Below are 24,095 nucleotides of genomic sequence, written 5' to 3'. Positions count from 1 at the left end.
TCGATGACCTCCGCCGGACCTTCCGCGGCCGCACACCCACCCGCTGACAACCGGCGAGACCGAGCCGTGGCAGATGTGGCATGGCGAGGACGCAAAGGTCGGGCAGCTGAATATGTGAACTCCCCCAAGGTCGATTGTCCGGAGCCGCGCTGCCCGTAAGGTACGGATCATGGTGCCCACCGAGATGTCCGACTTGGTGCAATCGGTCGTCGAGTCCTATCTGCTCGACGGAGCGCGCCGGTACAACCGCACCGAAGTCGCCGAGCAATCCGGGACGACGACGGCGCTCACCAGGCGGTTGTGGATGGCGCTCGGCTTCCCGTCGAGCATGGGCGACGAAGAGGTCGACTACGCCGACGCCGACATCACGGCGGTGCGCGACTTCCAGCAGCTGAACGTCTTGTCGTCCGCGGACAAACGGCAGCAGGCCGCGACCGCGCGCACCCTCGGTCAGGGCATGGCGCGCCTGGCGGAATGGCAGATCGACCTGGTGCTCGCGGAGATCGAAGAGCGCATCGCCGGGGCGGACCCCGGCGCCGACCCCGCCGAGACGGTGCGCACCGCCACCGAGGGCGCGATCGCCACGCTGGAGCGGTTGAACACGTACGCGTGGCGGCGGCATCTGGCCGCGGCGCTGTCACGCTCGCTGGACCCGGAGACGACCGCGGGTGAATCGGTCCGCGAACTGGCCGTCGGTTTCGCCGACATGGTCGGCTACACCCGGCTGACCAGGCACCTGCACCCCGACGAGCTGTCCATGCTCCTGGAGGCATTCGAGTCCACCACCACGGCCGCCATCACCGAGAACGGCGGCTGGGTGATCAAGAACGTCGGCGACGAAGTCATGTTCGCCACCGAGAACGCGGCCGACGCCGCCAGCATCGCCTTGGCCATCCAGGAGTCGACCATGATGGTCGGCGGCACCCCGGAACTGCGCGTAGCCGTCGCGTACGGTCCGGTGCTGCAACGCTTCGGCGACCTGTACGGCTCGGTGGTGAATATCGCGTCCCGGCTGACCGGTGTCGCGCGTCCCGGCACCATTCTGATCGACGACCGGGCCGCCACCGCGCTGGACGGCGACCCGGAATTCAGCATCAAGCACCTGCGCAGCGTGCGCGTGCGCGGCTTCAACCGACTTCGTCCGCACTTGCTGCGCCGCAATGGAAGGAACGACAGATAGCGGCTGCCTTCGCTCGGCTCGGCGCAGGGCTGATGACCGAGTCCGCCCGACCGCGCCCCTATGCTCGTCCGGTGGAAACGGACTGGTCACAGCTGCGCACGCGTTCCCTGGTCGAGGAGGACGACGCGATTCTGGCGTTGCACAAACCGGCCGGGATCTCGGTGACCGGTGAACGGCACGATACCGACATCGTCGAACTCGCCGCCGCCGCGGGCGAGACGCTGTATCCGGTGCACCGGATCGACAAGGTGACCTCCGGCCTGATCCTTTTCGCGAAGGAGCTCGGCGCCCACGGCGAGCTGACCAGGCAGTTCAACAAGCAGACCGCCGACAAGGCGTACCTCGCGGTGGTCGCGGCGACCGGACTGCCCGACACCGGCGTGATCGACCTTCCGCTCAGCGTGGGACGCAAGAACCGGGTGCGGATCGCCGCGCCTCGGGAACGCATCCAGCACACTGCGGGCCGGTGGTTCGTCGACGACGCCGATCTACTTCCCGCGAAGCACTACCCGTCGCTCACCCACTTCGCGACGGTGCTGCGCGGCCCAGCGCACACCGTGCTCGCCCTGCGCCCGATCACCGGCCGACGCCATCAGATCCGGGTCCACCTGGCCTGGACCGGACATCCGATCGTCGGCGACCCCTTGTTCGATCGTTCCGGCACGCACGAGCGAACCTATCTGCACTCCTGGCGCCTCGGCCTAACGGCCTCCTGGCGGACGCCACCGGAACTGACGCTCGCCGCCGACCCCGACGCAGACTTCTGGCGACCGATGGAGGGACCCGCCGACGCGGCGATCCTCGACCGAGCAGCCGAGCTGCTGCACACAATCCACTAGCTGTCCTCGGGTCATCCAGCAGATCGCAGGCCTGGACGCTGTGGTCGAACTGCGCGAGCCCCGACCTGCCCTGCTTTGGGCCGGTTCAGGCCTGCGCCGTCGGGCCAGTTCGGTGACCGGCCGAGGACGAGCAGCGTTCGATCCAATACCGAAGTTCCTTCCGGAACAACCAATCCCGGCGCGAAGGCAGCGCCGGACGCCGACCGTTCCGGGCCGTCGGGCACCGCGAGGGCGACTCGCAGCGCCTCCTCGGCCAAGTCGGCATCGAGAGTGATGCTGTCGCCGATCGATCGTGCGACGTCCCAGGCGTGGACGACGCTGTCCACCAGGTGGAAGCCGATCGCGCGTGCCGTGGGAAAACCGTAGCCGGGCAGGATTTCCGGGAGCTGAAGCGTGCGCTGGAAGACGTCCTCGGCCGCGAACGCGGCGAGCACGTCGTCGGCCGAGGCGCGAAAGTCCGCGACCGGATCGGCGGAAGGGCGGACGGTCCAGATCGCGGGATCGTCGCCGCCCCGAGCGGCGGCGGCGAATCCGTGGTTCTGCGCGATCATGTGCTCCAGCAGGTCCTGGAGATGCCATCCCGCACAGGGTGTTTCGTTGCCGAGCTGCTCGGGGCGCACACGGGCGACGGCAGCCACGCTCACGCCGACGGCACAGGCGTGCCGACCGCGGATTTCCTCTGAATCAACTGTATGCATGCACAGATCGTAAGCTCCTGCATACGATCTGCCAAGCAGTATCGTCGTCCCATGCCGAACGCCCGTCCCGATCTCGCCGCGATGATCGTGCCGCTCGGGCGGGCGCTCATGGCCGCGGAGTTGCCCGTCCTGGACCGGCACGAGCTGTCGATGTGGGGCTATGCCGTCCTGCTCGGTCTCGGCGCCGAGCCCGTCTACACCCAGGCCGCACTGGCCAAAGCGATCGGCGCGGACAAGACCCGCATCATCGGCGTGCTCGACGAGTTGCAGCGGCGCGATCTCATCACCCGCGCACCGGACCCGGCGGACCGGCGAGTGAACCTGGTATCGCTCACCGACGCGGGCCGGGCACTCCGCGATCGCGCCCAGCGCGATATCCAGGCCCGAGAAGACCGATTGCTCGAGCGACTGCCCGCCGCGGACCGGCGCGTCTTCCTGCGCGCCCTGCGCACTTTGTCCGACGCGGTAGCCGAGCAGTCCCGAGACAAAGCCGAAACGAACCCAGCATTGTGACCGACGACACAAATCGAGGAGCACGTAACAGCGGGTGGCGAGCGTCATGACGACGGGTAATACGCAGGTCAACTAGCCTGATGAAGTGCCGAGGCCACGACCAGGGCACACTCTGACGCAACGCAGCGAACCCCTAGCGAAAGCGAATGCCGATGATCCTGGTGGCTCAGGTCAGCGACACACATTTCGATCTCGGCACCCGGAACGCCGAACGTGTGCAGCGGGTGCTGGCTTTCCTCGCCGGCCTGCGCCGCAGGCCCGATGCCATCCTGGTGACCGGCGACATCACCGATTCCGGAAAGCCCGAGCAATACGCCGAGGCCAAGCTGGCGTTCGAGACCGAGATCCCGCTGTACGCCATCCCGGGCAACCACGACGACCGCGCGGGCTTCCGCACCGCGCTGCTCGGCGAGCCGACCTCCGGCGCCCCGATCAACCGCGTCCACCGGATCGGTGACCTCACCATCGCCCTGCTCGATTCGAGCATCCCCGGCGAGGCGAGCGGACGACTCTCCGAGGAGACCTACGGCTGGTTGCGCGACGTACTCGCGGCAGCGCCCGCGGGCAAGCCGATCCTGCTCGCGCTGCACCACCCGCCCGCGCGTCTGCACAGCCCGATCGTCGACGAGATCGCGCTCGCCGATCCGCAGCGGCTCGCCGACCTGGTCGCCGCCGACGAGCGGATCGTCGCCGTGCTCACCGGGCACGCGCACACCTGCGCGACAACCACGTTCGCCGGGCGCCCGCTGCTGGTGGCGCCGAGCACCGCGTCGGTGCTGGCCGGCGAATGGGAACTCGACCTGCCCGACCACGTCATGGACTACGCGCCGGACCCGGCGGTCGGGCTGCACGTCATCGATGCGGATTACCGTCTGACCACGCATTTCCGGACAGTCCCGATGGGCGGCCGGATCGGCGTGCAACCGGGCTGAGCGCGGTTTACCCGGCTTGTGCCGGGGCAATCGGGAGACACAACGGACGTCTACCCGGAGGCATCGCCATGGTCGACCTACCAGCCGCAATGGTGAAAGGCGCGTTCGCGACCGGAGCGCGTATCCGGCATGCTCGGGTGTTCCATCCCAACGGCCTGCACCTGTCCGGCCGATTGCACGCGGAGGCCGAGTTCGAGCCGCTCTTCGGGGCCGGCGAGCGCGCGGTGATCGCGCGGTTGTCCAAGGGTGCGGGAATGCCAGGCGGCCTCCCCGATGTGCTCGGATTCGCGTTCCGGGTGCTCGACCGCGATGACGAGCCGTGGGATTTCGCGTTGGCCACCACTGGCCGCGGACTGCTCGGCCGACTGGTGTTCACCCCCGCCCGCGGCTGGGCCAGCGCCCGTTACGGCTGCCTGATGCCCTACCGGATCAGTAATTCCGCACCGACCTGGTTCTTCGCCGAGCCGGACAGCGCTCAGCCCGCGTCGGCGTCGCTCGAGGCGATGGACGCCCATCTGGACGAGGACCTGGTGAGCTTCACCCTCACCGCGAGTCGTCTCGGCGGGCCACAATTGCGACTGGCCGAAATTACGCTGCGGCATGCCGAATCGGCCGAACACCGGACAGACTATTTCGATCCGATGCTCAATCACCCGTCCGAGGTGGAACTGTTCCCCAAAGCGGTCGGCAAGATCCGCGAGCTGGCCTACACCGGCAGCCGTAGCGGCCGCGGCGAAGCGAGCTAACGTCGCGCGGCGCGTTCGCGGCGATAGGCCGCGGGGGTGTTACCGGTCCACCGCTTGAACGCGAAGATGAATGTCGAGGCTTCGGCGTAGCCGAGTCGGATCGCGACGTCGCTCACCGATAACGGTGTGGCCGTGAGCATCTCCTCGGCCAAGGCACGGCGGACTTCGTCCAGCAGGGCGCGATAGCTGGTGCCTGCGGCGTCGAGGTGGCGGCGCAGCGTGCGCGTGCTCATGTTCAGGTCGCTTGCCACCGCATCGATGCCGGGCGGCGCGGCGAATCCGTCCACGCCGCCGCGCGGCACCAAGCGCTCCCGCACCTCGGCGGCGATCCCGGTGCGAGCCCTGCGCCGGTGCACCAGCTCACGGCACTGCGCCAGGCACATCGCCCAGGTGTGCTCGTTGGCTTGGGGCAGCGGCTGTTCCAGCAGTACCGGTTCGATGGCGAACAGGTTGTCCGGCCTGCCGAATCGCGGCGGCACCACCGTCACCTCCGCGATCCGGTTCGCGTGATCCGGCGCGGGAAAACGGAATTCGGCCCTGGTCAGGGGCAGCCGCGTGCCCAGCAGGTCGCTCATCACCTGATGCATCGCGGTGACGTCGCGTTCGACGAGGAACTGACGCACGTCCGCGGGCACCGACTCGTCGTGTACCACGGCGACGAACTCGTCCTCGCTAAACTGTGCCACCGGTAGGCAGAAGGTGAAGCTGAGATCCAGATAGCGCAGCGCGAAGTCGATCGCCTCCCCGAGCGTCGGGCTGCTGACGCAGGCGAAGCCGAAAATGCCGAACGTCGTGATCCGATAGCGGCGGCCCACCTCGACGCCGAGGGCCGGCCGGTCGGCGAGCGCGCGGACCAGATTGCGGATCACCGCCAATTCGGTATGCGCGTCGATCTGCGCGTCCGGATCCCGGAGCTGGTACTCGGTCAGGCCCGTGCCGTGCAGCATGCGCGCGGCGGCCACGCCGTGCTCGGCCGCGTAGCCGACCATCAGCGCCACGCTGGCCACGCCGCGCGGAAAGTTCCAATCGCGGATTTCCGGATCCTGCACCCGTTCCACGCGGACAGTATGGCCGAATTTCTCGATACGGCGGACCGAGGGCTCCTACAGTGGAGTCATCTACGGTCGGAGTGAGGAGTGTGGTGGCACGTGACAGCGCGCAATCGGCCATCGATCCTCATCATCGGCGCGGGCTTCGGCGGCATCGGGATGGCGATCGAGTTGCGCCGCAATCGTTTCGACGACATCACCATCGTCGAGCGCGCGAGCGGCCTCGGCGGCGTGTGGTGGGAGAACACCTACCCCGGCGCCGCCTGCGACGTGCCGTCGCCGCTGTACTCGTATTCGTTCGAACCGAAGCCGGACTGGCCGCAGCGGTACTCGGGGCGCGCCACCATCCACGATTACCTGCGCGGTGTCGCCGAGCGGCACGGCGTGTTCGACGCGATCCGGTTCGATACCACCGTGACCGACGCGGAATTCGACGACGCAACCGGCCACTGGACGGTCCGCACCGCCGACGGAGACACCCGGATCGTGGACGTGCTGATCTCGGCGGTCGGCCAGCTGTCCCGCCCCGCCATGCCAGCCATCCCGGGCCTGGACAGCTTCGCGGGCCCGTCGTTCCATTCGGCCGAATGGGACCACGACGTCGATCTCACCGGCAAACGCGTCGCCTGCGTCGGCACCGGGGCCAGCGCCATTCAGTTCATCCCGGAAATTCAGCCCGAGGTCGCGCACCTGACGCTGTTCCAGCGCACCCCCGCCTGGGTGATCCCGAAATTCGACACCGACTACTCGCCGATCCAGCACCGCCTGTTCGCCCGGGTCCCGGGGGCGCTGCTGGTCGAACGGTTCGGCTGGTGGTCGATCGCCGAATTCTTCTCGCTGGGGCTGGTCGAGCTACCCGCGATCACGCGGCTCGTGGCCCGCATCGCCGCCTGGCACCTGGCCACACAGGTCGAGGACCCGCATCTGCGGGACAAGCTCACCCCCGACTACCCGATCGGTTGCAAGCGCGTCCTGTTCTCCAACGACTACTACCCAGCCCTGACCCAGCCGAACGTGCGGGTGGAGACCACCCCGATCACCGAGATCGTCCCCGGGGGCCTGCGCACCGCGGACGGGGCGGTGCACAAGGTGGACGTGATCATCTACGGCACCGGCTTCAAGGGCACCGAATTCCTCTGGCCGATGAATATCCACGGTCGCGCGGGCCGCAAGCTGTCGGAAGCATGGGCCGACGGCGCGCACGCTTACTACGGCATCGCCGTGCCGGATTTCCCGAACTTTTTCCTGGTCTACGGGCCGAACACCAATCTCGGCGTCGGCTCGATCATCTACATGATCGAGTCGCAGACCCGCTACATCCGTCAGGCCGTCCAGTTGCTGGCCGACCACCCCGGCCATTGCCTGGACGTTCGCGCGGTTGTGGAGCAGCACTACAACACCGCCCTCCAGCAACGGCTGGCCCGCACGCCATGGAACTTCTGCTCCAGCTGGTACCGCAACGCCGCGGGCCGCATCACCAACAACTGGCCCGGCTCGCAGACCAGCTACCGCCGCCGCACCCGTCACCTCGACCCCGCGCACTACACCCTCACACCGGTCGGCTGATCGACCGAGCACCGCTGAACTGCGCGAATTCGCTGCAACCCGACGTTGCTCGCCGGGCTGGCAGACTTGTGCTGTGAGTGGACTGGCCCATGTGGGCGAACCTGCTGAGCGGGGACCGCTGCGCCCGATCGAGTTGGCCACCGGCGCCGTGCTCGGCGGAGCCACCGTCGGGTTGGTCACCATCGGATCGGTGATTCCGTTCGCGGCCGCTCTGCAGCTGGTCGCCGCCGTCCCCATGGGGCTGATCGCACACCGCTACCGGCTGCGCACGTTGGTTACCGCGACCATCGCCGCCACGCTGGTCACCTTCGTCACGGCCGGCATGGTGCCCGCGACCGGGTTGGTCGCCTCGGCGACGATGGGCGGCATCATCGGCATCGTCAAGCGGCGCGGCGGCGGTGTGCTGGCGGTGTCCGGCCTCGCACTGCTGACCGGCCTGGTCTGGGCGGCCTTCGCCGTCGGATCACTGCTGCTGCTCGCGGCGGCGCGCAACCTGCTGTTCGACAACATCCGCAACACCGCACGCGGTATCCAGGAACTCGCGGCGCGCCAGACGCAGCTGGAACCACTCGGACAGGCCGCGGCCGACCTGGCCGACTCCGTACTGCGCTGGTGGTGGGCGTGGGTCGGTGGCAGCGTCGCACTGGGCATGGTCGCCACCGGACTGTTCTCCTGGTACGTGCTCGGCTCGGTGCTGGACCGGCTCGCCTGGCTGCCAGGACAGGACCGGCTCGACGCGCCGCACGACGACCGGCCCATCGCACCGCTGCCGGTCACGCTGCGCGGCGCCGGATTCCGCTATCCCGGCGCGGCGCACGACGCACTGCGCGACATCGACCTGACCGTCGGTGTCGGCGAATTCGTCGCGGTGGTGGGGCACAACGGATCGGGCAAGTCGACGTTGACGCGGTTGCTCGCCGGCCTGCCACCCACCTCGGGATCGGTGCGGCGTCCCGGGTCGGCCGGGCTCGGGCGCCTGGGTGGAACGGCGCTGGTGATGCAGCGGCCGGAGAGCCAGACCTTGGGCGTGCTCGTCGCCGATGACGTGGTGTGGGGTTTGCCGCCGGAACTCGCCGCCGACGTGGATGTGGATGGATTGCTCGGCGAAGTCGGGCTCGCCGGGATGGGCGGCAAGGAGACCGCCACGCTGTCCGGCGGGCAGCAGCAGCGCTTGGCCGTCGCCGCGGCGCTTGCCCGCCGCCCCGCACTGCTGATCGCCGACGAGGCGACCTCGATGATCGATCCGGACGGGCGCCGCGGACTCGTGGAACTGCTCGCTGCGCTGCCGCAGCGACACCCGATGGCCGTGGTGCTGGTCACCCATCACGAAGCCGACGCCGCAGCGGCCGACCGCGTCGTCCACTTGGCCGCAGGCCGCTCCGTGGCGCAGCTGCCCGCGTGGCCGCGCCCGGTGCGCGACGCGCGGCGCAGGCCGATCGGCGAGCCGATCCTCGAGCTGCGCGACGTCGGGCACACCTACAACCGCGCGACCCCCTGGGAAGCGGCTGCCCTGCACGGTGTCGATCTGTCGATCCGGCGCGGCGAAGCGCTACTGGTGGTCGGCGGCAACGGATCGGGCAAATCCACTCTCGCCTGGATCATGGCCGGGCTGATCGAGCCGAGTTCCGGTCGTTGTGAACTGCACGGCAAGCCGATCACCAAGCAGATCGGGCGGGTGGAGCTGGCATTCCAATACTCCCGCCTGCAGTTGCAGAAACAGACCGTCGGCGCGGAGATCGCGGACTGGGGAGGGCGGGCGACCGGCTCGGGTGCGGTCGGACGGGCGCTCGACGCCGTGGGGCTGGATCGGTCGCTGGCCGCCCGCTCCATCGAGGAACTCAGCGGCGGCCAGGCCAAACGGGTGGTGCTCGCGGCGATCGTGGCCAGTCATCCGCAGGTGGTCGTGCTCGACGAGCCACTCGCCGGGCTCGATCCGGAGGGCCGGGCGGATATCGTGGAACTACTTGCGCGGCTGCGGGATTCCGGGCTGACGCTGATCGTCATCTCGCACGACGTGGCCGACATGGCAGCGGTGTGCGACCGCACGGTGCAACTGCGGTCAGGACGCATTCTGGCGGCAGAGTCCGCGTGGGAAGCCGTCCCGAGCAACGCCGCCGCGGCCGCCGGCTCCCGGCCCGCCGGGCTGCGTCCGCCCGGCGACGCGGCGTGGCGACTGGAGCACGGAGGTTCCCGATGAGCGCTGTGCTGTTGCGCCGAGTTCCCGTCGACAGTCCGGTGCACCGGCTGTGGGCGGGTACCAAGATGATCGGGGTTTTCCTGATCAGTCTGTTGCTGATGTTCCTGCCGTCCTGGCCGGTGCTCGGCGTGATGATCGTCTTCCTCGTCCTCGTCGGCGTGGCCGCCCGGTTGCCGCTCGGCACGCTGCCGCGTCTGTCGTGGTGGTTCTGGGCGCTGCTCGCGGTCGGAGCCCTGATCAACGTGCCGGTCGGCGGCACGGCGGTGCTGCGTTACGCGCAGGTTGTCACGTTCGGTTTGATCGTGGTCTCCGCCTCGTTCCTCATCGCGTGGACCACCCCGATGGGCGAGATCGCACCCGCATTGGCCAAATTGGGCGCGCCGTTGCGCAAACTCCGGGTCCCGGTGGACGAATGGGCCGTCGTCGTCGCACTGACCCTCCGCGGTCTTCCACTGCTCATCGAGGAAATCCGGGTCCTGCGCGCGGCCCGCCGTCTCCGTCCCAAGGACAGCCTGCTGTATCGCGCCGCCGACAACCCCCTCATCGATATCCTCACCGCGGCGATGGCGGTCTCCACCCGCCGCGCGGGTGAACTCGGCGAGGCGATCACCGCGCGCGGCGGAACCGGCGAACTCACCGCCCATCCGGGCTCTCCCGGCCGCCGCGACGCCTTCGCTCTAGCCGTGGTCGTCGCGGCCTGCCTCGGCGCCATCGCCCTGCACCTGCTGGTCTGAGCGCAGGAAATGCCGGGCATGCCGTCACCTCGGGCCGACTGAAAGGCAGGCTCCCCGGGCCGCTGACAGGGAAAGCGTTCGGTTTCACGATGCCCCCGAGTGGGTTTTCAGCCGCACGTATGGCGAGCGGGGTCCACATCAGATGCTGGATGATTGCTGCCCATCTCGGTTTCTGGCGAAATGCGTGGCGCCGGTAAGCGCCGAACCGAGGCGGGCAGGTCGATGGCACGCGGTACGCGACACAACGCCGCGATACCAGGATGGTTCTGACCGGTTCTGCGGAGCACCTCAACCGCTGAATAGCCATGAGCTATAACTGAATCGAGCACGGAAAAGATGGAAGATTACCCTCCCAATTCGTGATCTAAACCCTTTCGCTCGCAGTACAGTTATCACTCGGAAGTAACTGTCTTCTGAATCACATCACGGATGTACGCGCCAGTGGGGGAAGGAATTTCAGCGCGTTCCGCGTTCTCTTTGCTGCAAACCTGATGAAGATTGGAAACCAGGGAAATGATTCTCCGGAAAGTCACCGCCGCGGTTGTGCCGCTCGTCGCGGCGCTAACGGTCGGCGCGGGCGCCGCGCATGCGGAACCGGCCACGGCGCCGGTGCTGAATATCGGGTACGAGACGCGACTGATCGGGAACCGGATCGTCACGACGCTCACCGCGGGCACGTTCGACGTGCGCGGCGACGCCGTCGACATCAAGGACGAATCCGGAAACGTCGCGCTCACACTGCCACTGGCCTTCCGCCAGGACGGGCTCGAGTACCCCATGCCGCACGCCGTGCGTGACGCGGGCCGAGTACTCGAGTTGGCCGTCGTCAAGGACGCGGCGCAGGCGCGCCCGGCCGCCACGGCGGTCGCGTCGCCGTATGAGAACCAGCAGGCGATGAACGCGTTCCTTTCGCAGTTCGGCATCGCCACCGCTGTCGGCGGTTTCATCGGCACGGTGATCGGCGCGCTGGTCGGGCTCACCGGAATCATCGGCGGCCCCACCGTGATCGCGAGTGTCGTCGCGGGTGCCGGCATCGGCGCCATCATCGGCACCATCGTCGCCGGTGGGCCGACCCTGATCGTCGCCGGAATCGACCTGCTCAGCACGCTCAACGCCGCACCGGGGACCACCAAATGGATGGACACCACCGGTCGTCCACAGAACTGACTCGCGGCCACGCGGAACCGGCTCGCTCAGCGGAGACAGTGACCCGCACCCCAGCGGACGACGCGCACCGAATCACCAGCGATTCGGTGCGCTTTCGTCTATGCCGGGCACCACACCGATCCCACCTATCGCGAATGACACCCGGGATCGACCGGTATCCCCGCGAACCGGTCGGCGAGAAAGTTCATCGCCTCCGGCGCCTCGCCGATCGCCGCCGGATTGTGGGTGGGCAGCATCGAGTGCACCGAAGTGAGGTTCGCTCCCCGGGCGCAGTAACGACCGACCAGGTCGGTGAACCCCGCCACGGGAATCACGTCGTCGGTGATGCTGTGGTAGAGGTAGGTCGGCATGGTCGGCGCGCTGCCGCCTAGTTCCTGTGCGTCGGTGGCGGCCAGGAAGGCCGGATGCGACAGGAGGTCCGGAACCGTGGTGAAGTCGGCCACGCGCGCCCCGAGGTACTTGGGCACGAGATCGGACCCACAGGCAGCGCTGTTTTCGATCAGCGCCGCCTGCCCGCGATCGTTGAGCAACTCCAGCACGCCCGCGCCGGGATCGTTGCGGGCGATGGCGAACAGGATGAGCAATGCCAGTCCGGCCTGCACGGTGCCGTCCGCACGGCGGGCGATGGCCGGCCAATCCGCCGGAACGCCACCCGAGGTGATCCCGGCGAACCGAACGTCCGGCGCGTACTCCGGCTGTAACTGCGCGGCCCACAGCGTGGCGAAAGCCCCGCCCGAATAGCCCCAGGCGCCAATAGGAGTGTCGGGTCCGAGTCCGGCCGCAGGGAAGTCGCGGGCGGCCCGGATGCCATCCAGCACACCGCGCCCGGAGTTGACCCCGTCCAGGAACCGGGACTGCGGTCCCTCGTAATCGCTGACCACGAGGGCCCACCCGCGCCGGAGCGCCTCCGCCATGAACGGCGTATCGATCAGCGTGTTGACCGCGCCGGTATCCCAGCCTCCGCCCAGCGCGTAGGACGGCGCGCACCGGGTGCCGAGGCTGTCCTCGGGGACTTGATACGACAGCAACGGCCGCGCTCCAGGGCCGAGCCACGGCAGCATCGGCACCAGCACGGTCGCCACATAGGCCGCGGGACGGTCGCTGGAGTCGGTGGTCCGATACTTCACCTGCCATGCCGAAATCGGCAGAGGCAGGCCGAACAACGCGATCGGACGCGCATCGAGAACAGCGCCGTTCCAGAACGAGCCGAGGTCGGCGGGGGCCGCATAGAACGGGTCGTGGTCCGGGGGCGGCAGCTGGGCGGACGCCGCGGGAAGGCCGCCCCAACCGAGGATCAGAACGACCAGGGCGGATAGCATGGCGCGCAGAACGGGCGCGCGCGCAGCACGATTACGCGTCTGCTCGGTGACAGGCGCCGCGTGAATATCCTTCATCAGGGCCTCCCCACTCCAGCGAGGCCAAAGTGCGCGGGTGCCGTCGGCGCCGACTCACTCCCGCCTCTGGTCATCAACGCTACTGCCGTATCACCCGCCCGGCAACGGTCCATCGGAGGTCATCCCCATCGCCGAGGATGTCCGCCGCGACTGGCTACAGTGATCCGAAAAAGCCCCTAGCGCAACCGAATAGCCGTCAGTTACCACCAGCCCGCAGCGCGGGCGTGACGAACAGGAGTAGCCGAGCATGCGGCATGGCAACGGACTGGACATCCCCGAAGGACTCGCCGACGTGTGCGCCCCGGACCGGATGGCGGTACTCGTCTACGACATGCAGGTCGGCGTGCTCGGCCAGCTGCCGGACGGCCCGGAGATCATCGAACGCGTGGTGCGGGTGGTCGACGCGGCGCGCTCCGGTGGCTACCCGGTGGTCTTCCTGCGCCATTTCTTCCTGCCCGAGCGCCTCAGCGGCGCCTTCGCGCTGCGCATGGCGATGAACTGGCAGCAGGTGGACTCGGTGGACAAGGTGCGGTTCATCCTGCAGCGCGACACCCCGGCCTTCGAGCTGGTCCCCGAACTGCGGCCGCGCAAGGACGAGGTGGTGTTCGACAAGACGTCGATGTCGGCATTCGAGGGCACCCCACTCGCCTCGATGCTGCGTGACCTGCGCATCGGCGCCTACGCGATCGCGGGTGTCGCACTGGAGATCGGCATCGCCCCCACAGTGACGCACTCCACCGATCTCGGTTTCATCCCCGTGGTGATCAGCGATGCCTGTGGCGGCCGGGACAAAGCGGCAATGGCGCGCGCCTACGATGAATTCGAATTCCAGGGCCACGCGTTGGTAACCGATATCGCGACCATCACCCCGCTGCTCGCGGGCACCGACTGACCGAGAACCGGGACATGGCCCGGCCGCTCGGCCATGTCCCGTTCGGCAGCACTGCTGACGCAACGCCTTCTTCGCCGCCTCCTGAGCCACGTCGACCGGGCCCGCGAACTTCGCGCTGGGTACAACCGGACCAACGCTACCCAGCGTCATACGCGCCCGGTGCCTCGCCGACCCACGCCGGGTGCCACAACCGTCCGGCCTCGGTCCAATTCATGAACCGCACGCTGCCGCCGAGTTTCGGCGTCACCCACACCGCCTCCTTGCGCTCCTCGGCGGTGAGGTCGTTGTCGAACGGCGATGTCTTTCGTTCCAGCTTGCGCAGCCGGGCGGCCAGATCCCGCATGTCCGGCTCGCTGAAACCGGTACCGACCCGCCCCACGTAGTACAACCGCCCGTCGTGCGGAATGCCGACCAGCAGAGATTTGAAATTCCGTGCCCCACTGCGCCGCCAGCCGCCGATCAACACCTGCTGGGTACGCCAATTGCGCTGCTTCACCCAGGAATGCCCGCGCTTGCCCGGCAGGTACACCGAATCCTTGCGTTTGGCGACCACGCCCTCCAAGCCGTGCTGCCGGCTGTAGCGCAGCGCCTCCGCGCCCGGCCCGTCCAGTCGCGGCGGCACCACCATCGAGGGGGCGTTCGCGGCCAGCGCCTCCAGCACCCGGCGGCGATCGGCATATCGTTTGCGTACCAGGGAGGTGCCGTCCAGATACAGCACGTCGAAGGCGACGAACACCGCCCGCGCCGCACCGGCTTGCAGCAGACCGAGATTGGCGGTGCCGTGATCGTCGAAGACCACCGCCTCACCGTCCAGCACCACGCTGTGCCCGGCGAGTTCCCGCGCCAACACCGTGATCCCGGGATAGCGATCGGTCACCACGTTCCCCGCCCGGCTGCGCAAGGTGATCGCACCGGAATCGATCTCGGCGATCAGCCGGAACCCGTCCCACTTCGTCTCGAAGCACCACTCGTCGGCGTCGAGCTCGGCGACGTCTCCCAGCGTCGCCAGCATCGGCGCCAGCCCGCGTGGAAGCGGCGCAGGCGCGCTCGACGACCGGATGATCTGCCCGGTACCGGGCTCATCCCGATCCTCGGCGCCGTTGTGCGCACGCATCAGGTGCATCAGCCACTGGTTGCCGTTGGTCTGGATCAGCGCGTAGCGCCCAGTCAACCGCTTGCCGTGGAACTGGACGATGACCTCGTCGTCACGCCATTTCTCCGTGTCGTAGGTGCCGGAATCCCAGATCGTCATTTCGCCGGCGCCGTACTCGCCCTTCGGGATGGCGCCGTGGAAATCGAGATACTCCAGCGGATGGTCCTCGGTGTGCACCGCGAGCCGGTTCTGATCCGGCGAGGTGGGCGGCCCCTTCGGCACCGCCCAGGACACCAGCACCCCGTCGCGCTCCAGCCGCACGTCCCAGTGCAGCCGACGCGCATGGTGCTCCTGCACTACATAACGGTTGTTCGTGCCCGGCTCGGGGGACTCGGCCGGTACCGGCTCGGGCGTACGGGACGGGTCCCGCATCGACCGGTACTTCGTCAGCGCGTCCGAACCCATCCGCTCCGAGTCGCCCTGCGCGAGCGGTGGGTCCAGCTCAGCGAGCAGATCGCCATCTGCCCGGTACCTGGCCAGCACCTCGTCGAACCGCAAGTGCCGCAGCTTCTTCCGGTTCTCGATCTCCTTCCAGCTCCGTGGCGCGGCGGCGTTCGGCTGCTGCCGCCCGCGCATCGAGTAAGGCGCGATGGTGGTCTTGGCCGGGTTGTTCTGGCTCCAGTCCAGGAAGACCTTCCCGCCCCGAGCCGATTTCGCCATCGTCGCGGTGACCAGATCCGGATGCAGCCGTTGCAGATTCGTGGCCACCTGCTTGGCCACGGTGGACGCGCCATCCGGGCTGAGTTCCCGATCCAAGGGCACGTAGAGGTGAATGCCCTTGCTGCCGCTGGTGACCGGGAACGCATGCAACCCGATACCCTCGACCACGTCGCGCAGCATGAGCGCCACCTCGGCGCATTCGGCGAGCCCTGCTCCTTCGCCCGGGTCCAGGTCGAAGACCAACCTGGTCGCCGGCCCCATCCGATCGTCGTCGAAACGCCATTGCGGCACATGGACTTCCAGTGCCGCCTGCTGACCGACCCAGGCCAGACCGGCCTCGGAATCGATCAGCGGGTAGACGACCTTGCGGTCGGAATGGCGCATCGTACGACGCTCGATCCAGGACGGCGCGTGCGACGCGAGATTCTTCTCGAAGAAAGACGGCTCCTCCACCCCGTTGGGCCAGCGCTTACGGGTGACCGCTCTTCCCGCGATGTGCGGCAGCATGGCGGGTGAGATCGCCGAATAGTAGGCGATGACTTCGCCTTTGGTGGTGCCGGTGGCCGGGTACAGCACCTTGTCGAGGTTGCTCAGCTCAACCTCGATACCACCGAACTCTCGGCGGGCCACCATACTGGCAGTTTAGCGGCGGAGACCCCGCGACGGTCTCCGCCGCAGGCTCAGGCGTGCGGCCCGGACTGATCCGGCGGGACCACCTTCTTGGCGGCCTCCTTGCCTTTGGCGATCTTGTCCGTGTACTTGCCGTGCGTCTTCTGGTCGATGAAGTCACCGGCTTTGTCGATCCCGTGGTTGATCTTGTCGGCGTTCTTGGCCGCCGCGTCCTTCCCCTTGTCGACCAGGCCTTTGAGCGTGTCCGCGAAACTCATCGCCGTCCATCCTTCCTGTAGCCAACTAGCCGGAGTCGTTCAACCAACATTCTCCCACCAGGAATCCCCGGGTGGCTCGCTCATCGGGTCCACACGCTGACCCGGCATCGGTACCGCGACGGAGGTACCCGCCGACCCGGCCGCCGCCACCATCCGCCGGACGGGCTCCGACCAGCCGTGGAAGGCGAGGTTGAACGTCGCCCAGTGGATGGGCACGAGCAGTCCGTGGCCGGGATCGCCGGCGCACAGATCGGCGTGCGCCCGGACCGCCTCTTCAGGGTTCATGTGCACGTCCGGCCAGCGCGCGTCGTAGGCGCCGATGGGCAGCAGCGTCAGGTCGAACGGACCCAGCGCCGCGCCTGCCGCGGCGAACGCCTTCGTGTATCCGGTGTCGCCGCCGAAGTAGACCCGCCGCGTCGGACCGATGATCGACCACGAAGCCCAGAGCGTGGTGTTGCGGAGCAGGCCGCGTCCGGAGAAATGCCGCGCCTCGGTGCAGGTGAGGGCCAGATCCGTGCCGACCCGATCCCGGCCCAGTTCGGCGAGCGAGACGGAAGCACCCCAATCCAATTCGACGATCCGGTGCTCCGGGACACCCCAGTGCCGCAGGTGCGCGCCGATGCCGATCGGCACGAGAAAGGGCGCGCTCTGACCTACCACCAGTTCCCGGACGGTCTCCTTGTCCAGGTGGTCGTAGTGGTCGTGCGAGATGATCACCGCGTCGACCGGGGGCAGCTCGGACAGCGGCTGCGGCACCGGGTGCATGCGTGCGGGCCCGACCAGCGCGGAGGGCGAAACCCGTTCGCTCCAGACCGGATCGGTGAGAATCCGGTACCCGTCGATCTCGATGAGCGTCGTGGCGTGGCCGTACCAGGTGACGGCGAGAGCGGCCGCCTCACTCGGCGGCCGTGGAGTGTGCAGCGGAATGGCTGCGCGCGGCCTGCCCGCGTTGCGCTGGGTCAGTGCCGAGATCAACAGCGAGGGAGCCGAACCCGCGACCACCTGGCTACTGGGTTCGGTGTTGTGGAACTGGCGATTTCGGTAGCTCGTCGCGCCCGCCGCGTAGGGCTGGATCGCCGAGATCGAAGCGCCCATCGCCGATGGGATGCCCCACACCGCCCGGGCCACCCACGTGATGCCGAGCGCACCCGCTGCGGCGCCCGCGATACGTCGAATGCCCATCATCGCCCTACGAACCTCGCGGCGCGCTTTTCCTGCCTGGCCAAACGTCCCTCCTTGGCGTCCTCACTCGTCCATGCCGCCTCCAGCGCCGCGCGCTGCTGAGCGGTGTCCGGATCACGCGTCCCGTCGTCGTTGAGCACCAGCTTCATGTGGCGCAGCGACAGCGGCGCCAACGCCGCGATCTGCTTCGCCCAGTCCTGCGCGTCGGCGAGACCGCCGATCCGGTTGGCGAACCCGAAGGTGTAGGCGTCCTCGACCGAGATCGACTCCGCCCCGAGCAGCACGGTCCTGGCCGGACCGCCGCCGATCAGCGCGGCCAGCCTGCGCACGGTCCACCGATCCACCGTGATGCCCAACTTCGCGGCCGGGATCGCGAGATACGCCTCCGGCGCCATCACCCGCAGATCCGAGGCGAGCGCCAGCTGCACGCCCGCACCGATCGCAGCGCCGTTGAGCGCGGAAATCACCGGAATCGGCGCCGATTCGACAGCGTGCAACATCTCCAGTAGCCCGGACAGGAAATCACCTGAGTACACCCCGGACAGATCGGCGCCGGCACAGAAGACCGAACCGCGCCCGGTCAGCACGATGACCCGCGCCTGGTCGGCGACGGCGGCGAGGACTGCTTCGCGCAGCAGTGTCACGAGTTCGTAATTGAGCGCGTTGCGGCGCTCCTCCCGCTGAAATTCGATGGTGACCACGTCACCATCGCGGCTGACCTCGAGCATGCGACCTCCCCAGCTGAACGTCCGTCTGGTTCCTTCACTCTGCCATAGGAAAGATCAGCTGGTTCTGTCCCACCTCTCCGGGCCTGAGGCCGTACAGTCGGATGACGGAGGTCTTGCGTTGGGCCCGTCGACGCAGTCCAAGGTGCTCGGTGAATCCAACCTCCACCGCGCGGGCCGCGCGATTGGCGTCGGCGGTACCCGTCAACGACCACAGCCGTCAACCGAGCAACTGTTTTCGTGAGAACATGGGTAACTCGCCGGGTACGCCCAAAACCGAGCGGGCACCCCACGCAGGACCTGTACGCAAATCCCGCGCCACCTAACTAGTACGGCCTAGATACTCGGAGAGGCGGGGGGCCAGGCGGTGGGTGAGGCGGGGGAGTCCACGGTGAACGTATCCGGGTCCGCACCGGTGCGCGAACCGCTGTCCAGCGCGGTGATCGCGTTCATCTGCTCCGGGGTGAGCTCAAAGCCGAACACGTCGAAGTTCTCCGCGATCCGCGACGGCGTGACCGACTTCGGGATGACGATATTGCCCAGCTGCAGGTGCCAGCGGATGACCACCTGCGCCGGCGTGCGACCGACTTCGGCGGCCACCGCGGTGATGGTGCTGTCGTCGAGCACGGTGCCCTGACCGAGCGGGCTCCACGCCTCGGTGGCGATCGCGTTCGCGGCGTGGAACCCACGCAGTTCCCGCTGCGCCAATCTGGGGTGCAGCTCGATCTGGTTCACCACCGGGATCTCGCCGGTTTCGGCGATGAGCCGTTGCAGGTTCGCGACCGTGAAGTTCGAGACACCGATCGACTTGACCCGCCCCTGCGACTTAAGCGCCTGGAAGGCCCGGAAAGTATCGGCGAACCGGTCCGCGGCGGCGACCGGCCAGTGGATGAGGTAGAGATCGAGGTAGTCCAAGCCGAGCCGGGCCATGCTGGCGTCGAAGGCGCGCAGCGTGGAGTCGTAACCCTGATCGGAGTTCCACAACTTGGTCGTCAGGTAGATCTCGTCCCGGGGCAGTCCGTATTCCCGGATCGCACGACCGGTGCCCTCTTCGTTCCCGTAGATCGCGGCGGTGTCGATGCTGCGATAGCCCACCTTGAGCGCGGTGGTGACCGCCGGGAAAGCATCGTCGGCGGGCACTTGGAACACGCCGAAGCCGAGCTGCGGGATCACGTTCCCGTCGTTCAGCACGATCGGGGGAACGGTGCTGGTCTCGCTTCTGAAGGTCACATTCCGACGGTAGAAGTGCGGCGGCGAACCGTCAATCACGCGCTCGGGTGTGTTGGCCTGCAATTTGCTGGAAAACCCGGATGTTCGGGCGCTTCGCGATGATCAGCTCGCGTCGCCGGGCAATCCCAATCTCCGGTAGCGCGCCTGTCGCGCCGCGAGCACCTCCGATTCCGGCCGGGCACGCAGATCGGCGAGTTCGTTCGCGATCGCGGCGATCATTCGGCGGGCGAAGTCCACCGGCTCGTCCGCGGCATCGGGAAGCTCCGGCACGATGCGGTCGACCACACCGTCGGCGAGCAGATCGGCGGCGCTGATGCGTTGGGCCGCAGCTATTTCCGGAGCATGATCGGTGTCGCGGAACACGATGGCGCTCGCCCCTTCCGGTGGCAGCGGAGCCAGCCAGGCGTGCGTCGCGGCGAGTACCCGGTCGGCGGGCAGCAGCGCCAGCGCGCCACCGCCGGTGCCCTGACCGAGCAGCACCGAGACCGTCGGGGTATCCAAGGTCACCAGATCCGCTATGCATCGGGCGATTTCGGGTGCCAGACCACGTTCCTCGGCTTCCTTCGAGAGTGCCGCGCCCACGGTGTCGATGACCAGCACCAGCGGCAGCCGCAACTCCTGAGCAAGCGCCATGCTGCGCCGCGCCTCACGCAGGGCGGCCGGACCCATGGTGTTCTCGCCTTGTTGGCCGCGCCGGTCGTGCCCGAATACCACGCACGGTTGCCCACGGAACCGGCCCAGCGCGAGTACCGCGGTTCGATCCGATTCACCCTGGCCGGTGCCGCTGAGCGGAACACGTTGCGTCACATGACGTAAGAGATCGCGAATGCCCGGCCGCTGCGGACGCCGCGAGATCAAGACCGACTGCCACACCGGATTGTCCCCGGCACGGTTCGTCGAGTCATCATGCCGGATCTGTTGTGTCCCAAAGGAATCACGATCCGCAGCCTCCGTAGGCGCTGCCACTGGCGGCAACGTTGGAGGGGCCGCAGCAGTGACCTGCACGGCAGTATCCCCCAGTGCAGTGGAATCGGGCTGCTGGACGCCACTGAACACGCTCAGCGCCCGGTGGGCGATGCGACGAAAAACGGGTATCGGCAGCACGCCGTCGATGACGCCGCGATGGTATAGGTTCTCCGCGATCTGCACGCCTTCCGGAAACGGTTTGCCGTACAGGGCCTGGTAGACCCGCGGGCCGAGAAACCCGATCAGCGCACCGGGCTCGGCGAACGTGATGTGCCCGAGCGACCCCCACGAGGCGAACACGCCGCCCATCGTGGGGTTGCGCAGGTAGACCAAGTAGGGGTGACCAGCCGATTTGTGCGCCGCGACCGCACCGGCGATCTTCACCATCTGCACGAACGCGACGGTGCCCTCTTGCATCCGGGTGCCGCCGGAAGTCGGTGAAGCGACCAGCGGCAGCTCGAACTCGGTGGCGCGCTCGACCGCCGCGACGATCCGCTCCGCCGCGGCGACGCCGATCGAACCGGCCAGAAATCCGAACTCGCAGGCGATCACGGCCACGCGACGACCGCGCAGCAGCCCCTCCCCGGTGAGCACGGATTCATCGGTACCCGCCGCCATCGCCGCCGTCCGCAAGGCTTCGCGGTACCGCGGGGTCGCGGCCACCCTCACCGGCGGCCGGTCCCAGCTGACGAACGAGTCCGTATCGAGCAGTTGCCCCAGAAACTCCCGCGCCGACGTACGCACCGGGCGAGCCTATCCGGCCCTACCCGGCGCGTCGGCGTGCCGCGCGAGCACTCAGTAGCCCTGCATCACCTTGCGCAGGGCGTACTCGGTGAGCGCGACCAGCGCCTGTTTGGCGGGCTCCCGGCGCCGGGCGTCAATGGACAGGATCGGCACATCCGCGGGCACGGCGAGCGCCTGCCGAATGTCCTCGATCGGGTACCGCGGTGCGTCGTCGAACTCGTTGAGCGCCACCAGGAAGGGTAGGTTGCGCGCTTCGAAGTAGTCGACGGCCGCGAAGCTGTCCTCCAACCTGCGGGTGTCGACCAGCACCACGGCGCCGATGGCGCCGCGGATCAGGTCGTCCCACATGAACCAGAATCGATACTGGCCGGGCGTGCCGAACAGATACAGCACCAGATCGTCGGCGAGGCTGATGCGGCCGAAGTCCATCGCCACGGTGGTGGTGGACTTCATCGGAATGCCGGTCAGGCTGTCGATCCCGGCACTGGCATTGGTCACCAATGCCTCGGTGCGCAGCGGAACGATCTCCGAGACGGCACCGACCAACGTGGTCTTCCCGACGCCGAAGCCACCCGCGACCACGATCTTCGCCGATGTCGGCTTGCTGGTGCGGGTGTCGACCTGTGCCGTCGAATCAAATACGCCGGAGTCCACTGAGAACCCTTTCGATCAGCTCGCGACGTTCATCGTCGCTGGAATCGTCTTTCAATGTCGCCGAAACGCGCACGTGTCCGGCCTCGATCAGGTCGGCTACGAGCACGCGGGCCACCCCAATGGGGATACCCAGTCTGGCTGCTACCTCGGCAACGGACGGCGATTCTCTGCACAACTCCACGATTGACGTCTCGATGTTGGTCAGTTCGAACTGCCGCTCGAGGGCGACCGGATGCGATGCGACGAGGGCTTCCAACGCCAACTCGACCGCAGGCCTGGTCCGGCCCGCGGTCAGCGAGTACGGGCGTACGAGGCTCGGCTCGGCGCTTCCCACGCGGTGATCTTCTATGTCCATCCCACCATCAGGAACCCATCGTGACGCGTGGCGTGGCCTGAACAGTCTGGCCAACCCGCTCGACCAACAGAGCCATCTCGTAGCCGACCTGACCGATGTCACACGAAGTGTTGGTCAGCACCGCGAGATAGGAACCGTCGCCGACAGCCATGAGTAGCAGGTAGCCGTGCTCCATCTCGACGACGGACTGCAGCACGGTGCCGCCCTCGAATAGATTCGAGACGCCGACTGACAGGCTGGCCAGACCGGCCGTCACGGCCGAGAGCTGTTCGGCGCGATCGACGGGCAGCTGGGCACTCGCGGCCATGAGTAGGCCGTCAGCCGAGACCAGGACGGCATGGGCTACGCCAGGAACCTCGTTGGCAAAGTTCGAAACCAGCCAATCCAGCTGACGGTTCGTACCACCTAGATCGGGGTTCATCGGTCTCCTTTATCTCCGGTTAGGTTCATTGCTCTCATTGCGCGGCCATCCCGGACGCCCTGCTGGTGACGACTCAAGCTGGACCTGATCGTTTCTGGATCGCGACGCGGCGCCCGATCGGCCGCACCGCTGACACCACCCGGGACAAGCCTTACGCCCGGATTGCGTTGCGGCAACCCCGCTGCCGTCCTCGTTTCGGGTTGCGTCTCGCTCGCGCGGCGAGCCGCCTGCCATCCTTCGTCGCCCGGCGACTCGAAGGCGGCGGCCGCCTGCGACCGATCCGCATTGGGATCCGATAGCCACGCCGACATCATTTCGGCGAAGATCGGCGTCGATCCCATCGACGGCTCCGGCTCGGCCGCGGGTTGCAGCCTGGTCTGGAAGAACGAGGCTGTCTTCGCCGGGTTGGACCGGTAGCTGTGCTTGCCGGGATCACGCCCGGTCGTGGTGGCCGGCTGCTCACTGCTCGCGGCGTGCTGGCCACCGCGATCACGTTGCGGCAGACCGACTCCTGGCGGCACGGGCTGACGCTGCGGCGCTTGGGCGCCCGGCTGCCGCTGCGGCAGGCCGGTGAGCCCGCTCTCCCGCTGTGCCGGGCTTGCCGGCGCCGGCGGACGCTGCGGCAAACCACCCAGCGCCGACTCACGCTGCGGCAAGCCACCGGAAGCCGACAGGCCGCTGGCAGCCGAATCCCGTTGCGGCAGACCGTTGACCGAGGACAGCGCACCGGAGCTCGGTTCGCGCTGCGGCAAACCGTTGCCGGAATCGCGCTGCGGGAGACTGTGGGCGCCGGAATCGCGCTGCGGGAGACTGTGGGCGCCGGAATCGCGCTGCGGCAAGCCGCCGGGCGTCGCGTCGCGCTGAGGTAGGTTCGGCGCGGGCTGCCGGGGCGGTAGGCCGGTGGTGCCCGGCTCACGCTGCGGCAAACCACCCAGCGCCGACTCACGCTGCGGCGCACCGTTCGACCCCGGCTGACGCTGCGGCAAGCCAGTGGCGCCCGGCTCACGCGGCGGCAGGCTCGTGGCGCCCGGCTCACGCTGGGGAAAACCACCCAGCGCCGATTCACGCTGCGGCAAACCACCGGAAGCGGACTCACGCTGCGGCAAACCACCCGACGCGGACTCACGCTGCGGCAAACCACCCGACGCGGACTCACGCTGCGGCAAACCACCCGACGCGGACTCACGCTGCGGCAAACCACCCGACGCGGA

The 24,095-nt window shown here is 68.0% G+C and carries 22 protein-coding genes and 1 pseudogene; 10 read left to right on the top strand and 13 right to left on the bottom strand.

Annotated features, from left to right (window positions below; genetic code table 11):
* Nucleotides 1–169 precede the first annotated feature (169 nt).
* The gene (locus AB0M45_RS07400) at nucleotides 170–1,180 is read left to right on the top strand and encodes an adenylate/guanylate cyclase domain-containing protein (RefSeq protein ID WP_364323915.1); all 1,011 of its coding nucleotides are present in this window, start codon (nucleotides 170–172) and stop codon (nucleotides 1,178–1,180) included.
* A gap of 71 nt (nucleotides 1,181–1,251) precedes the next feature.
* The gene (locus tag AB0M45_RS07395; RefSeq protein ID WP_364323913.1) at nucleotides 1,252–2,019 is read left to right on the top strand and encodes an RNA pseudouridine synthase; all 768 of its coding nucleotides are present in this window, start codon (nucleotides 1,252–1,254) and stop codon (nucleotides 2,017–2,019) included.
* A gap of 11 nt (nucleotides 2,020–2,030) precedes the next feature.
* Here the strand turns inward: AB0M45_RS07395 and AB0M45_RS07390 are convergent, their stop codons facing one another.
* Complete coding sequence (locus AB0M45_RS07390; protein WP_364323911.1) at nucleotides 2,031–2,717, bottom strand: TIGR03086 family metal-binding protein; 687 nt, start codon at nucleotides 2,715–2,717, stop codon at nucleotides 2,031–2,033.
* 51 nt (nucleotides 2,718–2,768) lie between these two features.
* On the opposite strand from AB0M45_RS07390, the gene AB0M45_RS07385 reads away from it, so the two are divergent.
* The 3 genes from AB0M45_RS07385 to AB0M45_RS07375 all read left to right on the top strand — a co-directional run bounded on the left by AB0M45_RS07385 (nucleotide 2,769) and on the right by AB0M45_RS07375 (nucleotide 4,908).
* Entirely contained in the window at nucleotides 2,769–3,230 is a 462-nt protein-coding gene (locus AB0M45_RS07385; protein ID WP_364323909.1) for a MarR family transcriptional regulator, read from the top strand.
* 146 nt (nucleotides 3,231–3,376) lie between these two features.
* Nucleotides 3,377–4,162 carry a metallophosphoesterase gene (locus AB0M45_RS07380; RefSeq protein WP_364323907.1) on the top strand — a complete coding sequence of 262 codons (786 nt, stop codon included), beginning with the start codon at nucleotides 3,377–3,379 and terminating at the stop codon, nucleotides 4,160–4,162.
* 68 nt (nucleotides 4,163–4,230) lie between these two features.
* On the top strand, nucleotides 4,231–4,908 hold the full coding sequence (locus AB0M45_RS07375; RefSeq protein WP_364323904.1) for a phosphodiesterase: 678 nt from the start codon (nucleotides 4,231–4,233) through the stop codon (nucleotides 4,906–4,908).
* Here the strand turns inward: AB0M45_RS07375 and AB0M45_RS07370 are convergent.
* A complete protein-coding gene (locus tag AB0M45_RS07370) occupies nucleotides 4,905–5,966 on the bottom strand; it encodes an AraC family transcriptional regulator (protein WP_364323902.1) in 1,062 nt (353 codons plus the stop codon). The genes AB0M45_RS07375 and AB0M45_RS07370 overlap by 4 nt on opposite strands.
* Nucleotides 5,967–6,056: 90 nt before the next feature.
* On the opposite strand from AB0M45_RS07370, the gene AB0M45_RS07365 reads away from it, so the two are divergent.
* The 4 genes from AB0M45_RS07365 (at nucleotide 6,057) to AB0M45_RS07350 (ending at nucleotide 11,621) form a co-directional block, all read left to right on the top strand.
* Nucleotides 6,057–7,523: an NAD(P)/FAD-dependent oxidoreductase gene (locus AB0M45_RS07365; protein WP_364323900.1), complete on the top strand. Its 1,467-nt coding sequence runs from the start codon at nucleotides 6,057–6,059 to the stop codon at nucleotides 7,521–7,523.
* A 73-nt stretch (nucleotides 7,524–7,596) separates the two neighbouring features.
* Nucleotides 7,597–9,720 carry an ATP-binding cassette domain-containing protein gene (locus AB0M45_RS07360; protein WP_364323898.1) on the top strand — a complete coding sequence of 708 codons (2,124 nt, stop codon included), beginning with the start codon at nucleotides 7,597–7,599 and terminating at the stop codon, nucleotides 9,718–9,720.
* Nucleotides 9,717–10,454 (top strand): energy-coupling factor transporter transmembrane protein EcfT, encoded by a 738-nt coding sequence (locus AB0M45_RS07355; RefSeq protein ID WP_364323896.1) that lies wholly within the window; start codon nucleotides 9,717–9,719, stop codon nucleotides 10,452–10,454. The genes AB0M45_RS07360 and AB0M45_RS07355 overlap by 4 nt, the downstream gene beginning before the upstream one ends.
* 513 nt (nucleotides 10,455–10,967) lie before the next feature.
* Complete coding sequence (locus tag AB0M45_RS07350; protein WP_364323894.1) at nucleotides 10,968–11,621, top strand: ammonium transporter; 654 nt, start codon at nucleotides 10,968–10,970, stop codon at nucleotides 11,619–11,621.
* A gap of 125 nt (nucleotides 11,622–11,746) precedes the next feature.
* On the opposite strand, the gene AB0M45_RS07345 is transcribed toward AB0M45_RS07350, so the two are convergent.
* Nucleotides 11,747–13,015 carry a lipase family protein gene (locus AB0M45_RS07345; RefSeq protein WP_364323892.1) on the bottom strand — a complete coding sequence of 423 codons (1,269 nt, stop codon included), beginning with the start codon at nucleotides 13,013–13,015 and terminating at the stop codon, nucleotides 11,747–11,749.
* 247 nt (nucleotides 13,016–13,262) lie between these two features.
* Between AB0M45_RS07345 and AB0M45_RS07340 the strand changes: the two genes are divergently transcribed.
* On the top strand, nucleotides 13,263–13,907 hold the full coding sequence (locus AB0M45_RS07340; RefSeq protein WP_364323890.1) for an isochorismatase family cysteine hydrolase: 645 nt from the start codon (nucleotides 13,263–13,265) through the stop codon (nucleotides 13,905–13,907).
* Between the two features lie 136 nt (nucleotides 13,908–14,043).
* On the opposite strand, the gene AB0M45_RS07335 is transcribed toward AB0M45_RS07340, so the two are convergent.
* The 10 genes and pseudogenes from AB0M45_RS07335 to AB0M45_RS07290 all read right to left on the bottom strand — a co-directional run.
* The gene (locus AB0M45_RS07335; RefSeq protein ID WP_364323888.1) at nucleotides 14,044–16,353 is read right to left on the bottom strand and encodes an ATP-dependent DNA ligase; all 2,310 of its coding nucleotides are present in this window, start codon (nucleotides 16,351–16,353) and stop codon (nucleotides 14,044–14,046) included.
* Nucleotides 16,354–16,400: 47 nt separating this feature from the next.
* Nucleotides 16,401–16,607, bottom strand: coding sequence for an antitoxin (locus AB0M45_RS07330; protein WP_195129868.1), 207 nt, complete (start codon nucleotides 16,605–16,607; stop codon nucleotides 16,401–16,403).
* Nucleotides 16,608–16,646: 39 nt separating this feature from the next.
* Nucleotides 16,647–17,789, bottom strand: a complete 1,143-nt coding sequence (locus tag AB0M45_RS07325; protein WP_364324123.1) for an MBL fold metallo-hydrolase — start codon at nucleotides 17,787–17,789, stop codon at nucleotides 16,647–16,649.
* Nucleotides 17,789–18,517, bottom strand: a complete 729-nt coding sequence (locus AB0M45_RS07320) for an enoyl-CoA hydratase (RefSeq protein WP_364323885.1) — start codon at nucleotides 18,515–18,517, stop codon at nucleotides 17,789–17,791. Before AB0M45_RS07320 ends, AB0M45_RS07325 begins: the two co-directional genes overlap by 1 nt.
* A gap of 333 nt (nucleotides 18,518–18,850) precedes the next feature.
* Nucleotides 18,851–19,744, bottom strand: a complete 894-nt coding sequence (locus AB0M45_RS07315; RefSeq protein WP_364323883.1) for an aldo/keto reductase — start codon at nucleotides 19,742–19,744, stop codon at nucleotides 18,851–18,853.
* Nucleotides 19,745–19,846: 102 nt separating this feature from the next.
* Entirely contained in the window at nucleotides 19,847–21,454 is a 1,608-nt protein-coding gene (locus tag AB0M45_RS07310; protein ID WP_364323881.1) for a carboxyl transferase domain-containing protein, read from the bottom strand.
* Nucleotides 21,455–21,505: 51 nt separating this feature from the next.
* The gene (locus AB0M45_RS07305; protein WP_364323879.1) at nucleotides 21,506–22,108 is read right to left on the bottom strand and encodes an ATP/GTP-binding protein; all 603 of its coding nucleotides are present in this window, start codon (nucleotides 22,106–22,108) and stop codon (nucleotides 21,506–21,508) included.
* Nucleotides 22,089–22,463, bottom strand: a complete 375-nt coding sequence (locus AB0M45_RS07300; RefSeq protein WP_014981573.1) for a DUF742 domain-containing protein — start codon at nucleotides 22,461–22,463, stop codon at nucleotides 22,089–22,091. The genes AB0M45_RS07305 and AB0M45_RS07300 overlap by 20 nt, the downstream gene beginning before the upstream one ends.
* 7 nt (nucleotides 22,464–22,470) lie before the next feature.
* Nucleotides 22,471–22,884 (bottom strand): roadblock/LC7 domain-containing protein, encoded by a 414-nt coding sequence (locus AB0M45_RS07295; protein WP_011207200.1) that lies wholly within the window; start codon nucleotides 22,882–22,884, stop codon nucleotides 22,471–22,473.
* Nucleotides 22,881–24,095: pseudogene (locus AB0M45_RS07290) on the bottom strand (histidine kinase); the annotation flags it as partial. The gene AB0M45_RS07295 and the pseudogene AB0M45_RS07290, both read right to left, overlap by 4 nt.

Source organism: Nocardia sp. NPDC051787 (assembly GCF_040681325.1).
In the GTDB taxonomy this organism is placed as follows: Bacteria; Actinomycetota; Actinomycetes; order Mycobacteriales; family Mycobacteriaceae; genus Nocardia.
Note: the sequence above shows the minus strand (reverse complement) of the source record. Positions and strands in the feature narration are given on the sequence as shown.

Bases quoted from the DNA above. Each gene is read 5' to 3' on its own strand.
- AB0M45_RS07295 (WP_011207200.1), bottom strand. From the start codon at position 22,884: ATGAACCCCGATCTAGGTGGTACGAACCGTCAGCTGGATTGGCTGGTT.
- AB0M45_RS07345 (WP_364323892.1), bottom strand. From the start codon at position 13,015: ATGAAGGATATTCACGCGGCGCCTGTCACCGAGCAGACGCGTAATCGT.
- AB0M45_RS07330 (WP_195129868.1), bottom strand. From the start codon at position 16,607: ATGAGTTTCGCGGACACGCTCAAAGGCCTGGTCGACAAGGGGAAGGAC.
- AB0M45_RS07340 (WP_364323890.1), top strand. From the start codon at position 13,263: ATGCGGCATGGCAACGGACTGGACATCCCCGAAGGACTCGCCGACGTG.
- AB0M45_RS07325 (WP_364324123.1), bottom strand. From the start codon at position 17,789: ATGGGCATTCGACGTATCGCGGGCGCCGCAGCGGGTGCGCTCGGCATC.
- AB0M45_RS07400 (WP_364323915.1), top strand. From the start codon at position 170: ATGGTGCCCACCGAGATGTCCGACTTGGTGCAATCGGTCGTCGAGTCC.
- AB0M45_RS07375 (WP_364323904.1), top strand. From the start codon at position 4,231: ATGGTCGACCTACCAGCCGCAATGGTGAAAGGCGCGTTCGCGACCGGA.
- AB0M45_RS07300 (WP_014981573.1), bottom strand. From the start codon at position 22,463: ATGGACATAGAAGATCACCGCGTGGGAAGCGCCGAGCCGAGCCTCGTA.
- AB0M45_RS07390 (WP_364323911.1), bottom strand. From the start codon at position 2,717: ATGCATACAGTTGATTCAGAGGAAATCCGCGGTCGGCACGCCTGTGCC.
- AB0M45_RS07385 (WP_364323909.1), top strand. From the start codon at position 2,769: ATGCCGAACGCCCGTCCCGATCTCGCCGCGATGATCGTGCCGCTCGGG.
- AB0M45_RS07320 (WP_364323885.1), bottom strand. From the start codon at position 18,517: ATGCTCGAGGTCAGCCGCGATGGTGACGTGGTCACCATCGAATTTCAG.
- AB0M45_RS07380 (WP_364323907.1), top strand. From the start codon at position 3,377: ATGCCGATGATCCTGGTGGCTCAGGTCAGCGACACACATTTCGATCTC.
- AB0M45_RS07335 (WP_364323888.1), bottom strand. From the start codon at position 16,353: ATGGTGGCCCGCCGAGAGTTCGGTGGTATCGAGGTTGAGCTGAGCAAC.
- AB0M45_RS07350 (WP_364323894.1), top strand. From the start codon at position 10,968: ATGATTCTCCGGAAAGTCACCGCCGCGGTTGTGCCGCTCGTCGCGGCG.
- AB0M45_RS07355 (WP_364323896.1), top strand. From the start codon at position 9,717: ATGAGCGCTGTGCTGTTGCGCCGAGTTCCCGTCGACAGTCCGGTGCAC.